Below are 15,985 nucleotides of genomic sequence, written 5' to 3'. Positions count from 1 at the left end.
GTAGCGTCCGTGTCATGGACAGCACCTCGCCCGAGTTCTCCGCCTTCTCCTCGCCCGGCGGCATCACCGTGCGGCGCGCCCTGGAACTGCCCGGGCTGCGCAGCGGGCTGCCCGAGGTGGTGGCGGGCGGGGAGCGGCTGCAGCGGACCGTGCGCTGGGTGCACGCCGGTGAGGTGCCGAACATCGCGTCGCTGCTCAAGGGCGGCGAACTGCTGCTGACCACGGGCTACGGGGTCGGGACGCGCCCCGCCGAACAGCGCGCCTTCGTGCGCAAGCTGGCCGAGCGGGGCATCGCCGCACTCGTCATCGAGCTGGGCCAGCGGTTCGCGCGGCTGCCCGCGGCCCTCGTGGAGACGGCGCGGGCGGCGGGCCTTCCGCTGGTGCAACTGCACCGCGAGGTGCCGTTCGTGACGGTGACGGAGGAGATCCACACCGAGATCGTCAACGGTCATTACGCGCTGTTGCAGCGGGCGGAGGAGGTCCACCGGCGCTGCACGGACGCCCTCCTTGGCGGCGGCGGAGTGCCTCAAGTCCTGCGGATTCTGGCCGAGTTCAGCGGGAACCCGGTCTTCCTTGAGACCGCCGACGGCCAACTGCTCTACGCCGCCGGGGCCGAGGACGACATCACCGATCCGCTCCAGGTGTGGGAGGGCATGCGCGGCACGCACCAGGACGAGCCGCCGGGCGGCGCCGTCCTCGTGGATGTGCCGGGCGGCGGCCCCGGAGCGGGTTCCGTACGGGCCAGGCTCGTGCTGCTGCCCGTGTCGGGGGCGCTCGCGCCCGTGCACCGGATCGCCGCGGAGCGGGCCGCCGGGTCGCTCGCCGTGGTGCTGATGCAGGCCCGCCAGGAGGAGGAGCTGGCCGCGCGCGGGCGCGGCGACTTCCTCACCGACCTCGCGGAGGGCCGGATCGCGCCGGACGACGCCCCGGCGCAGGCCCGCGTCCTCGGCTTCAAGCCGACCGGGAGCGGGCCGCTGCTGCCGGTGGTGATGCGGTTGCCGGAGACCGGCATGGGGCTTTCGCCGGGCGGCGGCTGGGCGGTGCTCGCGCGGGCCGTATCCGAGGAGCTGGCCTCGGTCGGGGTGCCGGCGCTGCTCGGCGTGCGCCCTGTGGAGGGGCGGGTGCCGCTGCTGCTCGGGCTCCGCTCTGAGTCGGAGCGGGCCGCGGTCGCGGACCGGGTCGCGGCGGCGCTGCGGGCGGGCGTTGCGCGAGCCGGGATGCAGCGGGCGGGCGCGCTGCCGCCGGTCGTGGTGGTCGGCGGGGCGGGCGGCTGGGCCGCGGCGGCGGCAGGGCTGCGGCACGCGGCGGAGACGGCGACGGCGGCGCAGGGCCTGGACGACCGGCCGTGGTTCGACGCGCGGCGCCTCGACATCGACCTGCTGCTGTGGCGGCTGCGGGAGCATCCGGACCTTGCGGCGTTCGTGGAGCGGGCGATCGGCCCGCTCCAGGAGCACGACAGACGGGCGAAGCCGCCGCTGCTGCCCACGCTCCAGACCTATCTGGCGCACGCGGGCCGCAAGGCGGAGACGGCGCGCGAACTCCATCTGAACCGGCAGACGCTCTACAACCGCCTCGCGCGGATAGGCGAGTTGCTCGGCACGGACCTGGACGATCCGCAGACGGTGCTCGCGCTGAGCCTGGCGCTGCGGGCCCGCCGGCACACTCCGGCCACGCCCCAGGCCCCCTAGTGAAAGCCCGTCAATTCGTCATAGACACTGAGCACTTGGGCGACCGTCGCATCCTCGGTCGGCCAGGACGCCGCCTGCGCGGAGCCTCGTTCCTTGAGCTGTTCGCGCCGCACGGGGTCGGCGAGGATCCCCGCCACGGCGCGGGCGAGCGCGGGCGCGTCTCCGGAGGGGACCAACTCCGCGCCGTCCCCGACCAGTTCGGAGACGCCGCCGACATCCGTCGCCACGAGCGGTACGCGCGCGTGCAGCGCCTCCTGCGCGAGCAGCGAGCGGGACTCCCAACTGCTGGGCAGCACGGCGACATCGGCCGCGTGCAGCAGTTCGGCCACGTCGCCGCGGCGCCCCGCGAGCCGCACCGGCAGCCCCTCGGCCTCGATGCGCCGCTGGAGCGCGGGCCGCTCGGGGCCCTCCCCCGCGATCACCAGCAGCGGCACGGGGTCGAGCCCGAGCAGCGCGTGCGCGGCGTCGAGCAGCACGTCGTACCCGCGGTGCCGCTCCAGGCTGCCGACGGCCATCAGTAACGGGCGGTCCACACAGCCGAGTTCGGCCCGCGTCTTGTTGCGGGTGCGCTCGGCCTCCTCGCCCTGCGGGAGCGGTCCGTGCGGCGCCGGAAAGGACACCGCTGCGAGCCGGGCGTCCCGCGCGCCGCGCGCCCGCGCCCGGTCCACCAGGTCGGAGGAGGTGCCGAGGACGACGGCCGCCGCCCTGGCCACGCGCCGCTCCAGCGCGCGCAGCAGGTGGGAGCGGGCGCCCTCGGCGTGCGAGCGGGTGTGCCAGGTGACGACGAGCGGGACGCGGCGGCCGCTGAGCGCCACGGCCGCACGAAGCGAGGCGTGCAGCCCGTGCGCGTGCACGAGGTCGGCGTCGGTGCAGGCGACGCGGAGCGCGGCGACGGACGCCGGGTCGCCGCGGCGCGGCACCGGAAGGTGGTGCGCGCCCGCGTCCGCGAACCCGTACGCCCGCTCGGCCGCCATCGGCGCGCACACCGTGACACGCACCCCGCGGGCCACCAACCCCGCGGTCAGGGACCGGACATGGGCACTGCTGCCCGCGCTGCCGCCGCCCAGCACCTGCACGGTGCGCAGCGTCGGCTTTCCGTGCGCTGACGGGCTGCTGGGGTGGCTCACGCGGCCGGGCTCCTGAGGGGTGTCGGCGAATTCGGTAGGTACGGAAGGGGCTAGGGTCTGTCGTTTGGGTCAGGCCGGGCTCGTGGGGTCTGGCCTGACCCAAACGACAGACCCTAGGTATACGGAGAGTACGGGCTCAGGGATACGTATACCGTCGGCCCCCAGGATGCCAGCCCGTACCGACATTCCGGCACCGGCCGCCGTCCGGCACCGCCCGGGCCTGGGCAACACGACGCACCGGACCACCCACATGGGTGAGTTGAGGGGCCCGATGCTTACGTAAGTGGGCGCTGGGCCAGTGCGCTCACCCGGTCCCCGTACACGGTCGCGGCGACGAGCCCGGCGGCGTGCGCCACGAGGCCGGGCCGTCCGTTCCCCGCGACGATGGCGACGCCGACGGCGGCACCGAGCGCGTGCGCGCCCGCGTCGCCGAGCATCCCGCGCTCGGCGAGGTCGTCGGGCAGTACGGCAGCGGCGGCGCCCATCGGCGCGGCGGCGAGCGAGCCGCGCAACAGCCCCGGAACGCCGAGCGCCAGGGCGACTTGGGCCGCGCGCCCCGGTCGCACGTCGACGAGGTTGACGAAGTGCGCGGTGCCCGCGATGACGACGCCTGCGAGCGCTTTGTCGACGTAGCGCTCCTTGAGCAGTGCGCCGGCCACGAGCCCCGCCGCCGAGATCCCGAACAACTTCACGGCGCCGCTGGTGAGTTCGCCGTCCCGCAGCGCGCCGAGGTGATCCCGGAAGCCACGCCGCGGGTCACCGTGCCCCGCCACGTCGTCGTATCCGCCGCAGGCCCCGGCCACGAACGTGGCAAGCACCGCGGCACCCCTCACCTCCGGCTCGGCGACGAGCGCCCCCGCCGCCGCACCCACGGTGACGGCGGGCCCGGGACACAGGTCGACGGTGCGGCCGGCGTAGTTCTTGCGGTCCCACATACCGCCCGGCTTGGTGCGGCGCAGCGCCGTACGGACGGCGCCGGTGACACCGGCGGCGAGGGCGGCGGACCGCAAAGCACGATTGACGTCGATCATGCCCTCACCCTAGGCCGCCCCGCCTTGGGCAATCTGCCTTCCCCAAGCTCTCGAACAAGCTCGAGCAGGGGGAGGCCCCATCGGGCGGCAGGGTGGGCAAGGCGGCACCCCGGTGCAGCGCACCGTTCACGGCGGCCCAGGCCCCGGCGCGGTTGCGGCCTCGGGGCTCCGCCCCGGACCCCGCTGCTCAATCGCCGCAGGGGCTTGATTTGGCCGCCGCCAACAACTCCTCCGCATGGGCCCGCGCCGTCTCCGAGTCCTCCTGGCCCGCCAGCATCCGGGACAACTCCCGTACCCGGTCCTCGCCCTCGAGCACCGTCACACCGGAACTCGTCACGGAGCCGTCGTTGGTCTTCTCGACCAGGAGCTGACGGTCGGCGAACGCGGCGACCTGCGGCAGGTGCGTGACGACCACGACCTGCGCCGACCTGGCGAGCTTGGCCAGACGCCGGCCGATCTCGACGGCGGCCTTGCCGCCCACACCCGCATCTACCTCGTCGAAGAGATACGTAGGTACCGGATCGTTGCCCGCGAAGACGACCTCCACGGCGAGCATCACACGCGACAGCTCACCGCCGGACGCGCCCTTCGCGATGGGCCGGGCCGGCGCGCCGGGGTGCGGGGCGAGCAGCAGCTCCACCTCGTCGACACCGCTGGGGCCGCAGGCCACGTTCCTGCCGTCGACCTCGACACCGTCCGCCGCGTCCGTCTCCGCCTGCCGGATGTCGAAGGAGACCCGGGCGTGCGGCATCGCGAGCGAGGACAGCTCCTCGGTGACCGCGGCCGCGAAGCGGTCGGCCGCCTCCACGCGCGCGTGCGTCAATTCCTGCGCCAGTACGCCCAGTTCGCCGCGCAGCGAGTCGCGCTCCGCGGTCAGCTCGCCGATCCGCTCGTCGTCGCCGTCGAGTTCGAGAAGGCGCGCGGCGCTCGTCTCGGCCCAGGCCAGCACCGCCGTCACGTCCTCGCCGTACTTGCGGGTGAGCGCCGTGAGCGCGGCCCGCCGCTCCTCCACCGCGGACAGCCGCAGCGGGTCGGCGTCCAAGTCGTCGGCGTAACCGGCCAGTTCGGCGGCGACGTCCGTGAGCAGGATCTGCACCTCGCCGATCCGCTCCGCGAGCGTGCCGAGCGCCGAGTCGTGGGAGCGCACGGCCTCCAGGGCCCGGTGCGCGCCGCCGACCAGCGTCTGCGCGTCGACACCCTCCGGGTCCTCGGGGTTTCCGGCGAGCGCGGCGTGCGCGACGGCCGCCGCCGAGGCCAGCGCCTCCGCGTGGCCGAGCCGGGAGGCCTCCTCGGCCAGCTCCACGTCCTCGCCCGCCCTGGGCTCCACCGCGCCGATCTCGTCGAGCCCGAAGCGCAGCAGATCCGCCTCCTGCGCCCGCTCCCGCGCGCGCGTGGTGATCTCGTCCAGCTCGGCGCCGACGGCCCTCAGCCGCTTGTAGACGGTCCCGTACTTGGCGAGCGGCGCCGCGACGGCGTCCCCCGCGTACCGGTCGAGCGCCTGCCGCTGCCGGCCGAGCTTCAAAAGTCCCTGCTGGTCGGTCTGGCCGTGCACGGCGACCAGGTCGTCCGCCAGCTCGCTCAGCACACCCACCGGAACGGACCGCCCGCCCAGGTGCGCCCGGGAGCGCCCCTCGGCGGACACGGTGCGGCTGAGCAGCAGCACCCCGTCGTCGAGCTCGGCCCCGGCCTCCTCGGCCCGCCCGCGCGCGCCCGAGCCCGCGGGTACGGCGATGCGCCCCTCGACCACGGCGTTCTTCGCCCCGATCCGTACGAGCGCGGCGTCGGCGCGACCGCCGAGCAGCAAACCGAGACTGGTGACGACCATGGTCTTGCCCGCGCCCGTTTCACCGGTGACCGCCGTGAAGCCGGGCGAAAGCTCGACCACGGCGTCGTCGATGACTCCGAGCGACCGTATCCGCATCTCCTCCAACACGCCTCTGACCTTACGAGGTCGAAGGCCGTCCGTGCGACGGACCCCGGCCCCCTCCCCCGATTCAGCAGGTGGAAGGGGACTTCCGGCGACAAACCTTCACGCCGCCGTCACTCGAACGTGCCGCTCACTGCGGTGCGCCGCGCCACCCGGCGACCGGGAGCGCGAACTTGGCCACGAGCCGGTCGGTGAACACCGCGTGGTGCAGCCGCGCGAGCCGCACCGGCACCTCGCCCCGGCGCACCTCGATCCGCGCGCCCGGCGGCAGCTCCACGGTCCGCCGCCCGTCGCACCACAGCACGCCGTGCGGCGTGTGCTGCTGCACCTCGACGGCGAGCACCGAATCCGGCGAGGTGATGAGCGGCTTCGCGAACAGGGCGTGCGCGCTGATCGGCACCATGAGCAGCGCCTCGACCTCGGGCCACACCACGGGCCCGCCGGCCGAGAACGCGTACGCGGTGGACCCGGTCGGGGTGGCGCACACGATGCCGTCGCACCCGAACCCGGTTACCGGCCGACCGTCGATCTCAAGGACGACCTCGAGCATCCGCTCGGGCTCGATCTTCTGCACGGCCGCCTCATTGAGCGCCCAGTCCCGGTGCACGACGTCGCCGTTGCGGTGCACGGCGACGTCGATCGTCATGCGCTCCTCGACCGCGTACTCCTTGGTGACGACGCGGTCGACGACCTTGTCCAGGTCGTCGCGCTCCGCCTCCGCGAGGAAGCCGACACGGCCCAGGTTCACCCCGAGCATCGGCACCCCGGACGCCCGCGCGAACTCGGCGCCGCGCAGCAGCGTCCCGTCACCGCCGAGCACGATGAGCAGCTCGCAGCCGTCGAGGCAGGCGGGCGTCGCCTCGGACTCCTTCACCAGTTCCACGGTGTCGGGCAGCGGCAGGTCCTGCGCCTCCGTCTCCAGGACCCGCACCCCGAGGCCGCTGCGCAGGAGCCCCTGCACGACGAGTTCGGCGCTGCGGATCGCGGCGGGCCGGCCCGTGTGGGCGAGCAGGAACACCGTCCGATCCCGGGTCTGCGGCAACTGATTCGGCTTGGTCAACGGGGGCCCTCCGCCACTGCGCGATCCACGTCGGCCGGGTCGAGCTGATCCGCCCCGGCACGCAGCCACAGAAAGTACTCGACGTTCCCGGACGGTCCCGGCAGGGGGCTCGCGGTCACCCCGCGCGCGCCGTACCCGAGCTTCCATGCCTGCTCGGCGACCCTGCGCACCGCCTCGGCCCGCAGTTCGGGGCTGCGCACGACGCCCCCGCTGCCGAGCCGCTCCTTGCCCACCTCGAACTGCGGCTTGACCATCAGCACGAGATCCGCCTCCGGTGCCGCGCAGCGCGCGAGGGCGGGCAGCACAAGGCCGAGCGGGATGAAGGACAGGTCCCCGACCACGATGTCCACGGGTACGTCATCGACCGCCTCCAACGTCAATTCGCGTACGTTCGTACGGTCCTTGACGGTGACGCGTTCATCGCTCTGCAGCGACCACGCGAGTTGCCCGTAGCCGACATCGACGGCGACGACGTGCGCGACCCCGGCCCGCAGCAGCACATCGGTGAAGCCACCGGTGGACGCTCCCGCGTCCAGCGCCCTGCGCCCCTGGACCTCGAGGCCCTGCGGACCGAACGCCTCCAGCGCGCCCGCGAGCTTGTGCCCGCCGCGCGAGACGTAGTCGGGGTCGCCGTCGTCCGCCGCGACCACGATCGACACGCCCTCGTTGACCTGCGTCGCGGGTTTGGTTGCGACGATCTTGGAGACGCTGACCCGACCGGCCGCGATCAGCTGGCTCGCGTGCTCGCGCGAGCGCGCCAGTTTGCGGTTGACGAGTTCGGCGTCGAGGCGGCGACGTGCCACACCTGCCACGGTGGTTCAGCTCCTGTTGTCGTACGGAGACGGGGAAGTCGGGTGTGCGTCCAGCGCGGTCAGCGCGTTCCGCAGGCCCTGATGTACATCCTCGTACACCTCTGCGTGCCCGTCCGCGGCGAGGTGGTCCACATCGCCGAGCCGCTCCAGCTGCGCGTCCACCTCGGCGTTGCCCGTGGGGGTGCGCCCGATGCCGAGCGGGGCGGGGGCCGCGGGGTCGTACGAAGGCTCCGCGGCCGGCTCGGCTGCGGGTTCCGGCACGTCGGTGGGCTCGGTGGGCGTCTCGCTCATGCCCCGACGCTACCCCGAAGCGCCGGTGTACCGTCGATCACGATGGCGACGATGGAGCAGTGCCGGGCAGCGCTCGACAAACTCTCGGACAACATGGCGGGGGCCGGCGGGGACGTGCGCACGGCCGCGGCCCTGGACCGCTCGCTGAGCTGCCGCATCACCGACCTCGACGTGACGTTTTCCGGCCGACTCAAGGACGGCCGGATCGAGGTCCTCGACACCCGCCAGGGGCCGCCTGCCGAGAAGGCGCAGATCCGGCTCGCGCTGACCGGGGACGACCTGGTGGCGATGGTCGACGGCGAGCTGAACTTCGCAAAGGCGTGGGCGTCGGGACGCGTCAAGCTCGAGGCGTCCTTCCGCGACCTCCTGCGGCTCAGGACGCTGCTGTAGCGATCTCCTTGCGGCGCGCCTTGCGCGCGGCCGGCACCACCAGCGGGGTCCCCGTCTCCGGGTCGTCGATGACCTGGCACTTCATGCCGAAGAGCCGCTCGACGAGTTCGGCCGTGACGATGTCCTTGGGCGCACCCTCCGCGATCACCTCGCCCTCGCGCAGGGCGATGAGGTGGGTGGCGTAGCGGGCCGCGTGGTTGAGGTCGTGCAGGACGGCGACGAGCGTGCGCCCCTGCTCCTCGTGCAGCTCGGCGCAGAGGTCGAGAACGTCGATCTGGTGCTGGATGTCGAGGTACGTCGTCGGCTCGTCGAGCAGCAGCAGCGGCGTCTGCTGGGCGAGCGCCATCGCGATCCACACGCGCTGGCGCTGGCCGCCGGAGAGCTCGTCGACGTACCGCTCGGCGAGCTCGGCGACACCGGTGGAGCCCATCGACTCCTGGACGATCCGCTCGTCGTCGGACGACCACTGGCGCAGCAGACCCTGGTGCGGGTAGCGGCCGCGGGCCACGAGGTCGCCGACGGTGATGCCGTCGGGCGCCGTCGACGACTGCGGCAGCAGGCCGAGCGTCTTGGCGACCTTCTTGGCGGGCATCGACTGGATGACGCTGCCGTCGAGCAGGACGCGGCCGGCGCTCGGCTTGAGCATCCGCGACAGGGCGCGCAGCAGCGTGGACTTGCCGCAGGCGTTGGGGCCGACGATCACCGTGAACGAGTTGTCGGGGATCTCCACCGACAGCTTCTCGGCGATGACGCGCTGGTCGTATCCGAGGGTCACGTCGTCGGCTATCAGCCTGTTCACTGCGGTGCTCCTTTGGTTCGTACGAGAGTCATCGGGCCGGTGTCCGTCACGGGGGCTCATATGCGGCCCGCCTTGCGCTCGGTCACCAGCAGCCACAGCAGATAGATGCCGCCGACGACGCCTGTGACCACGCCGACGGGCAGCTGGTCGGCGCCGAACGCCCGCTGCGAGACCAGGTCGGCGACGATCAGCAGGGCCGCGCCCAGGATCGTCGACGCCGCCAGGTTCGGCCCCGGCGACTTGGTCAGCCGCCGGACGATCTGCGGCGCGGTCAGCGCGACGAAGGTGACCGGGCCCGCGGCCGCGGTGGCGGCGGCCGTCAGCACGACGGAGGCCGTGAGGAGCAGCAGCCGAGTGCGCTCGACGCGTACGCCGAGGCCGCCCGCCGCGTCGTCGCCCATCTCCAGCATCCGCAGCGGGCGCGCGGCCGCGGCGACGAGCGGGATCAGCACGACGAACATGATCAGCAGCGGCCAGACCTGCGCCCAGTCGCGGCCGTTGAGCGAGCCGGTCATCCACACGGTGGCGCGGGCGGCGTCCACGAAGTCGGCCTTCGTGAGCAGATACCCGTTGACCGCGGTCACAAAGGCGGAGACACCGATACCGACAAGGACGAGCCGGTAGCCGTGCACGCCCCGCTTCCAGGCGAGTACGTAGATGGCGACGCCGGTGACGAGACCGCCGACGAGCGCACCGAGGGCGACCTGCGTGGCGCTGCCCCCGAAGATCACGATCATCACGAGCGCGCCCGCGGTCGAGCCCTGCCCGAGGCCGAGCACATCGGGGCTGCCCAGCGGGTTGCGGGACACGGACTGGAAGAGCGCTCCGGACAGGCCGAGCGCGGCGCCGACGAGCAGACCGACGAGGACCCGCGGCAGGCGCAGGTCGTTGATGATGAATTCCTGCCCGGCGTCCCCGTTGCCCGCGAGGGTGCGCAGCACGTCGGAGACCGGGATCGGGAAGTCGCCGGTGCCGATGAGGAAGACGCTCGCGGCGAGCGCCGCCACGAGGAGGACGGCGACGACGAGGAGCGAGCGGACGTCGAGCCGGAAGGAGAGGCCGCCCGGGGTGCGTATCGCCTTGGCCCTGGACTTCTTGATACGGGTCTCGGTCGCGTTCACAGCTGGGCCATCCTTCGGCGACGTACGAGCACGATGAAGACCGGCGCGCCGATGACGGCCGTGACGATGCCGACCTGGAGCTCGGACGGACGGGCCACGAGCCGGCCGACGACGTCGGCGCCGAGCAGCAGCACGGGCGAGAGGACCGCCGCGTACGGCATGATCCAGCGCATGTCGGGCCCGGTGAACGAGCGGACCATGTGCGGCACCATCAGGCCGACGAAGGCGATCGGTCCGCAGGCCGCGGTGGCCGCGCCGCACAGCAGCGTCGCGGCGACCATGCTCAGGGCGCGGGTGCGGCCGAGGTGGGCGCCGAGCGCGCGGGCGGTGTCGTCGCCCATGGCCATGGCGTTGAGCGGGCGCGAGAGCAGCAGCGCGAGCACGGCGCCGACGGCGATGAACGGCCACACCTGCTCGATGGTGTGCATGGTGGACGTGGCCAGCGAGCCGACCTGCCAGAACCGCATCCGGTTGAGGGCCATGTCATCGGTGATCATCACCGCGTAGAGATAGCCGGAGAGCGCCGCGTTGATCGCGGTACCGGCGAGCGCGAGCCGCACGGGCGTCGCGTTGCGGGTGCCGCCGAGCGCGTAGACGAGGACGCCCACGGCCGCCGCGCCCGCGAAGGCGAACCATACGTAGCCGGTGAGCGAGGTCACCCCGAAGAAACTGATGGCGGAGACGACGGCGGCCGACGCGCCCATGTTGATGCCGAGGATGCCGGGGTCCGCGAGGGGGTTGCGGGTCAGCGCCTGCAGCACGGCGCCGGCGAGGCCGAGCGCGATCCCGGCCAGCAGGCCGAGCAGGGTGCGCGACACACGCTCACCGACGACCACGTCCGCGTAGTTCCCGGTGTCCTGGAACAGGCCGTGCCAGACCTGGTCGAGCGCGAGCGGTTTGGCGCCCACGGCGATGCTCGCCACAAGGACGGCCACCAGCACCAGGACAGACGCGAGCAGCCCGACGGTGCGTATCGCCGCACGACGGCCGGGGGGCGCGGGAGCGGTCACCGCGCTGGCTTCGGGAGGACTGTCGACCAACACGAAGTTAGGTTAGCCTACCCTGCAACTCCCCGACATCACGGTCCCACCCCGCCTTGGTAATCCGCTGCCACCCGGCCGCCTTGGGCAATCTGCCGCCAGGGGCGGCAGGGTGGGCAAGGCGGCACCCCGGTGCGGGGCAAGCACACGCCCAGCCCAACCCCGTCGCCTCCCCGAAGCGCAGGGCGCAGGGCGCGCTATAGCCCCAGCCGCGCCACCGCCTTCCCCGCATCCAGCTCGCACACACCATCCCCGGCCACACCCCACGCCGCCCCACACAGCGCCCGCAACCCGTCGATCGCCTCACCGTCCCCCTCGACACGCAACTCCCCGCCCCCGGCAACCGCCGTCCAGCCCCCGCACCGGAACCCCCCGTCCCCACCCTGAACTTCCTCGACCTCCGGCTGCCCGGTAAGCAGCCCCCGCAGATCCACATCCACATACGTGGGCCGATGCTGCGGCGGCGCGGCGAGCAACTGCGCGGCATCGGTGACACCGGTCAGCACGAGCAGCGAGTCCACGCCCCCGTTGAACGCCCCCTCGATATCCGTATCGAGCCGATCCCCCACCACCAGCGGAGCCTCCGCCCCGGTCCGCAGAATCGTCTCCTTGTGCATCGGGGGCAACGGCTTCCCCGCGACCTGCGGCTCGGCACCCGTCGCGATCCGGACGACCTCCACCGCCGCCCCGTTCCCCGGCGCGATCCCACGCGCACTCGGAATCGTCAGGTCAGTGTTGGAGGCGAACCAGGGCACACCGCGCGCGATGCCGTAACAGGCCTCCGCGAACCGCCCCCACGCCATGTCGGGCCCGCCGTACCCCTGCGCCACGGCGGCCGGGTCCTCGTCGGCGGAGTCCACCGGCACGAGCCCACGCTCCCGCAGGGCCACCCGCAGGCCCTCGCCGCCGATCACCAACACCCGCGCCCCTTCGGGCACTTGCTCGCTGATGAGCCGCGCGACGGCCTGCGCCGAAGTGATGACATCGGCGGCCCCTGTCGGGATCCCGAGCTCGGTCAGATGCTCGGCGACGGCGTCCGGCGTACGCAGCGCGTTGTTCGTGACGTACGCGAGCCCCATCCCGCCGTCGCGCGCCACGGCCAGCGAATCGACGGCATGCGCGATGGCAAGCCCACCCGCGTACACGACCCCGTCGAGATCGAGCAGCGCGGTGTCGTACGCCTCGTTCAACGCCCGCGCACTGTCACCGGGCCGCACCCGGGCCCCACCGTCGGCCGCCGCGCTCGCGCTGTGGACCTGGCTCATTCCGCATCTCTCCTCGCTCGATCCCACTCCCCCGATCATCCCCCACGGCACTGACACTCGTACGATGCGGGGATGAACACTGCAGGTCGCACGGCACAGTCGGGCAGCAACGGCCTGGACCTGATCCCGTTCAGGGGTGTCCGCTACGTCCCCGAGCAGGTGGGCAGCCTCGCCGCCGTGACCTCGCCCCCGTACGACGTAGTCGTACGGCCCGACGGTCTGCTGCACCTGGAGAACGCGGACCCGCACAACATCGTCCGCCTGATCCTGCCGCAGGCCGTGGAGCCCGGGGCCCGCAACGACCTGGCGGCCGCCACCCTGCACCGCTGGCTCGCCGAGGGCGTCCTCGCCCCCGACGCCGAACCCGCCTTCTACGTATACGAGCAGCGAAACGGCGACATGCTGCAACGCGGCATCATCGGCGCCCTCCACCTCTCCGAGGCCTCGGAAGGTGTGGTCCTGCCCCACGAGGACGTCATGCCTCATGTGGTCGAGGACCGGGCAGGGCTCATGCGCACGACGGCCGCGAACCTCGAACCGCTCCTGCTGACCTATCGGGGCAACGGAAACGCGACCGGCGCCACCGCCGTCATCGAGCGCACGGTCCAGCGCGCCCCCCTCCTCGCCACGACCACCGAGGACGGTTACAGCCACCGCCTCTGGGCCCTCACGGACCCCGCCGACCAGCGCCAGGTCCGAGGCGGCCTCGCCGCCCACCAGGCGCTGATCGCGGACGGCCACCACCGCTGGGCCACCTACCTGCGCCTGCGCACCGAACACACGTCGCCGGGCCGCACCCCCTGGGACTACGGCCTGGTCCTCCTGGTCGACACGGCCCGCTACCCCCTCCGGGTCCGCGCCATCCACCGCCTCCTCGGCCGCCTCCCCCTCGACCGGGCACTGGCGGCGGCCCGCCCCCACTTCCGCGTACGCGAGATCACGGGCCCGCTCCCGCACGCGATGGAGACCCTGGCGCAGGCGGCATCCCACGGCAACGCCTTCCTCCTCACCGGCACCGAGGACACGTACCACCTCCTGGACCGCCCCGACCCGGCGCTCCTGGACCGTACGATTCCGGCCGATCGCCCCGAGGCCTGGCGCACCCTCGACGCCACGGTGCTGCACTCCACGCTCCTCGGCGACGTCTGGGGCATCCCGGAGGACTCCCCCGCCGACGTCTCGTACATCCACGACACGCAGGCCACGGTCGACAAGGCGCGCCGCGACGGCGGCACGGCGGTCCTGATGCACCCGGTCCGCGAGGAGGTCGTCCGCGAACTGGCCCGCCAGGGCGTGACGATGCCCCGCAAGTCCACGTCGTTCGGCCCGAAGCCGGCCACGGGCCTGGTACTGCGCACACTGACGGACGACTGAGAAACAACCCGGTACAACGACGAACGGGCGGGCCCCCGAGGGAGCCCGCCCGTTCGTCATCGTCATGCCATCACGCTCTACCGCTCGTCGCGCTCCTCGCGCTCGTCAGCGGCACTGTCGCCCTCAGGCGCCGGGGCGCCGTCCTCGTCACTGTCGTCGAAGGCGTCCACGAACTCCACACCGTCCAGCTCGGCGAGCCGGTCGGACGCGTCCGTGCTGCCCTCCTTGTCGGACTCGACGGCCTTGGCGAACCACTCCCGCGCCTCGCCCTCGCGCCCGGCCTCCAGCAGTGCGTCGGCGTACGCGTAGCGCAGGCGCGCGGTCCACGGTTGCGTGGCGTTCGAGGCCAGCTCCGGGCTCTGCAGCGTCACGATGGCGGCGTCCAGCTGCCCCATGTCCCGCCGCGCGCCTGCGGCCACGAGCCGCATCTCGACCTGCCCGGCCTTGTCCAGCTTCGACACCTCGGGAGCACCGGCCATGTCCAGCGCCTTCTCGGGACGGCCGAGCCCACGCTCACAGTCGGCCATGAGCGGCCACAGCTCCGCGCTCCCGGTCATCCGCCGCGCGGCCCTGAACTCGGCGAGCGCCTCGCTGTACTTCTGGGTCCCGTACGCGGCGAACCCTGCGGCCTCCCGCACGGCAGCGACCCGCGACGCGAGACGCAGCGCGATCCTGGAGTACGCGTACGCCTGCTCCGGGTCCTCGTCGATCAGCCGGGCCACCATCACGAGGTTCATCGCGACGTCCTCGGCGAGCCCCCTCGGCAGGGACTGAAGCTCCTGCTGCACGCTCTTGTCGAGCTCGCCGCCGGAAACATCCTCCGGAATCGGCAACCGCTTGATCGGCTCACGGTCCCGCTCCCGGTCATCCCGGCCCCGGGGCCCACCGCGCCGGTCGTCCCGCCTGTCATCACGCCTGTCGTCCCGACGGTCATCCCGCCCACGGAACCCCCCGGGCCGCCCACCCCGGTCATCACGGCTCGGCGCACGCCCACGGTCGTCCCGCCGGTCATCGCGCCGGAAGCCACCACCACGGCTGTCGTCCCGCCGGAAGCCACCACCGCGGTTGTCATCACGCCGGTCATCCCGACGCGGCCCACGGTCACGGTCCCGATCCCCGTACGAACGGTCATCGCGCCGCTCATCCCGACGGAACCCGCCACCACGGTTGTCATCACGCCGACTGTCGTCACGCCGGAAGCCACCACCACGGTTGTCGTCGCGACGGCTGTCGTCACGACGCGGCCCACGATCCCGGTCGTCCCGACGGAACCCGCCACCACGGTTGTCGTCCCGCCGGTTGTCGTCACGACGGAACCCGCCACCACGGTTGTCGTCACGGCGGTTGTCATCGCGACGGAACCCGCCACCACGGTTGTCGTCGCGACGGCTGTCGTCACGACGCGGCCCACGATCCCGGTCGTCCCGACGGAACCCGCCACCGCGATTGTCGTCCCGCCGGTTGTCATCGCGACGGAAGCCACCACCACGGTTGTCGTCGCGACGCGGCCCACGATCCCGGTCCCGATCGTCCCGACGGAAGCCGCCGCCACGGTTGTCGTCACGCCGGTTGTCATCGCGACGGAAGCCGCCACCGCGGTTGTCATCACGCCGGCTGTCGTCACGACGCGGCCCACGGTCCCGATCACCGTGGGAACGGTCATCGCGCCGCTCATCACGGCGGAAAGGAGGACGCTCCCGGTCCCCGTCCCGACGGTCCCGACGCGGGGCACCGCTGTTGCCGCGGAACCCGCCCCGGTCCCCCCGATCACCACTGTCCCGTCGGCGCTGATCGCGCTCCGGTCGCTCATCGGGAGAGTTGGTGGCCATCGGTCGACTCCTGTCTTCGGTACCGCAGTCATTCTCGCGCAACCGGGGTGCCGGCGCGCTCCGAGAAAAGCTCTGGAAATACAAAAAGGACCCTTGGTCCCAGCATGTGTGCCGGGACCAAGGGTCCTCTCAAAAATAGTTCGGCGGCGTCCTACTCTCCCACAGGGTCCCCCCTGCAGTACCATCGGCGCTGTGAGGCTTAGCTTCCGGGTTCGGAATGTAACCGGGCGT

At 72.8% G+C, this 15,985-nt stretch carries 15 protein-coding genes and 1 rRNA gene; 3 read left to right on the top strand and 13 right to left on the bottom strand.

Features of this window, described 5'->3' with window-relative positions; translation table 11 throughout:
• Window positions 1–14: 14 nt before the first annotated feature.
• The gene (locus ACWD2L_RS31505; protein WP_351342228.1) at window positions 15–1,688 is read left to right on the top strand and encodes a PucR family transcriptional regulator; all 1,674 of its coding nucleotides are present in this window, start codon (window positions 15–17) and stop codon (window positions 1,686–1,688) included.
• Here ACWD2L_RS31505 and ACWD2L_RS31500 read toward each other — a convergent pair.
• The 6 genes from ACWD2L_RS31500 to ACWD2L_RS31475 all read right to left on the bottom strand — a co-directional run bounded on the left by ACWD2L_RS31500 (window position 1,685) and on the right by ACWD2L_RS31475 (window position 7,936).
• Window positions 1,685–2,815, bottom strand: coding sequence for a glycosyltransferase family 4 protein (locus ACWD2L_RS31500; protein WP_351342226.1), 1,131 nt, complete (start codon window positions 2,813–2,815; stop codon window positions 1,685–1,687). The genes ACWD2L_RS31505 and ACWD2L_RS31500 overlap by 4 nt on opposite strands.
• Window positions 2,816–3,090: 275 nt before the next feature.
• Window positions 3,091–3,846 (bottom strand): hypothetical protein, encoded by a 756-nt coding sequence (locus ACWD2L_RS31495; RefSeq protein ID WP_351344559.1) that lies wholly within the window; start codon window positions 3,844–3,846, stop codon window positions 3,091–3,093.
• A gap of 187 nt (window positions 3,847–4,033) precedes the next feature.
• Window positions 4,034–5,767, bottom strand: a complete 1,734-nt coding sequence (gene recN / locus ACWD2L_RS31490; protein WP_351344568.1) for a DNA repair protein RecN — start codon at window positions 5,765–5,767, stop codon at window positions 4,034–4,036.
• A gap of 136 nt (window positions 5,768–5,903) precedes the next feature.
• Window positions 5,904–6,815 carry an NAD kinase gene (locus ACWD2L_RS31485; protein ID WP_351344565.1) on the bottom strand — a complete coding sequence of 304 codons (912 nt, stop codon included), beginning with the start codon at window positions 6,813–6,815 and terminating at the stop codon, window positions 5,904–5,906.
• Window positions 6,816–6,829: 14 nt separating this feature from the next.
• Window positions 6,830–7,645: a TlyA family RNA methyltransferase gene (locus ACWD2L_RS31480; protein ID WP_351344557.1), complete on the bottom strand. Its 816-nt coding sequence runs from the start codon at window positions 7,643–7,645 to the stop codon at window positions 6,830–6,832.
• A gap of 6 nt (window positions 7,646–7,651) precedes the next feature.
• The gene (locus ACWD2L_RS31475) at window positions 7,652–7,936 is read right to left on the bottom strand and encodes a hypothetical protein (RefSeq protein WP_351344555.1); all 285 of its coding nucleotides are present in this window, start codon (window positions 7,934–7,936) and stop codon (window positions 7,652–7,654) included.
• A gap of 42 nt (window positions 7,937–7,978) precedes the next feature.
• Here ACWD2L_RS31475 and ACWD2L_RS31470 point away from each other — a divergent pair, with 42 nt between their 5' ends.
• On the top strand, window positions 7,979–8,326 hold the full coding sequence (locus ACWD2L_RS31470; protein WP_351344552.1) for an SCP2 sterol-binding domain-containing protein: 348 nt from the start codon (window positions 7,979–7,981) through the stop codon (window positions 8,324–8,326).
• On the opposite strand, the gene ACWD2L_RS31465 is transcribed toward ACWD2L_RS31470, so the two are convergent.
• The 4 genes from ACWD2L_RS31465 to ACWD2L_RS31450 all read right to left on the bottom strand — a co-directional run bounded on the left by ACWD2L_RS31465 (window position 8,310) and on the right by ACWD2L_RS31450 (window position 12,551).
• Entirely contained in the window at window positions 8,310–9,185 is an 876-nt protein-coding gene (locus ACWD2L_RS31465; protein ID WP_351344550.1) for an ABC transporter ATP-binding protein, read from the bottom strand. The genes ACWD2L_RS31470 and ACWD2L_RS31465 overlap by 17 nt on opposite strands.
• Window positions 9,182–10,246 carry a FecCD family ABC transporter permease gene (locus ACWD2L_RS31460; protein WP_451192687.1) on the bottom strand — a complete coding sequence of 355 codons (1,065 nt, stop codon included), beginning with the start codon at window positions 10,244–10,246 and terminating at the stop codon, window positions 9,182–9,184. Before ACWD2L_RS31460 ends, ACWD2L_RS31465 begins: the two co-directional genes overlap by 4 nt.
• The gene (locus tag ACWD2L_RS31455; protein WP_351344547.1) at window positions 10,243–11,289 is read right to left on the bottom strand and encodes a FecCD family ABC transporter permease; all 1,047 of its coding nucleotides are present in this window, start codon (window positions 11,287–11,289) and stop codon (window positions 10,243–10,245) included. The genes ACWD2L_RS31460 and ACWD2L_RS31455 overlap by 4 nt, the downstream gene beginning before the upstream one ends.
• A gap of 194 nt (window positions 11,290–11,483) precedes the next feature.
• Complete coding sequence (locus tag ACWD2L_RS31450; protein WP_351344544.1) at window positions 11,484–12,551, bottom strand: HAD hydrolase-like protein; 1,068 nt, start codon at window positions 12,549–12,551, stop codon at window positions 11,484–11,486.
• A 72-nt stretch (window positions 12,552–12,623) separates the two neighbouring features.
• Here ACWD2L_RS31450 and ACWD2L_RS31445 point away from each other — a divergent pair, with 72 nt between their 5' ends.
• On the top strand, window positions 12,624–13,925 hold the full coding sequence (locus ACWD2L_RS31445; protein ID WP_351344541.1) for a DUF1015 domain-containing protein: 1,302 nt from the start codon (window positions 12,624–12,626) through the stop codon (window positions 13,923–13,925).
• Window positions 13,926–14,002: 77 nt separating this feature from the next.
• Here the strand turns inward: ACWD2L_RS31445 and ACWD2L_RS31440 are convergent, their stop codons facing one another.
• The 3 genes from ACWD2L_RS31440 to rrf all read right to left on the bottom strand — a co-directional run.
• Window positions 14,003–14,713, bottom strand: coding sequence for a tetratricopeptide repeat protein (locus tag ACWD2L_RS31440; RefSeq protein ID WP_351344538.1), 711 nt, complete (start codon window positions 14,711–14,713; stop codon window positions 14,003–14,005).
• Window positions 14,659–15,735 carry a hypothetical protein gene (locus ACWD2L_RS31435; protein ID WP_451192684.1) on the bottom strand — a complete coding sequence of 359 codons (1,077 nt, stop codon included), beginning with the start codon at window positions 15,733–15,735 and terminating at the stop codon, window positions 14,659–14,661. Before ACWD2L_RS31435 ends, ACWD2L_RS31440 begins: the two co-directional genes overlap by 55 nt.
• 157 nt (window positions 15,736–15,892) lie before the next feature.
• A 5S ribosomal RNA gene (gene rrf / locus ACWD2L_RS31430) occupies window positions 15,893–15,985 on the bottom strand; the annotation flags it as partial.

It is taken from the genome of Streptomyces sp. NPDC002754 (assembly GCF_053592315.1).
The sequence above is the reverse complement of the archived record's forward strand: the minus strand, read 5'-3'. Positions and strand labels throughout refer to the sequence as shown.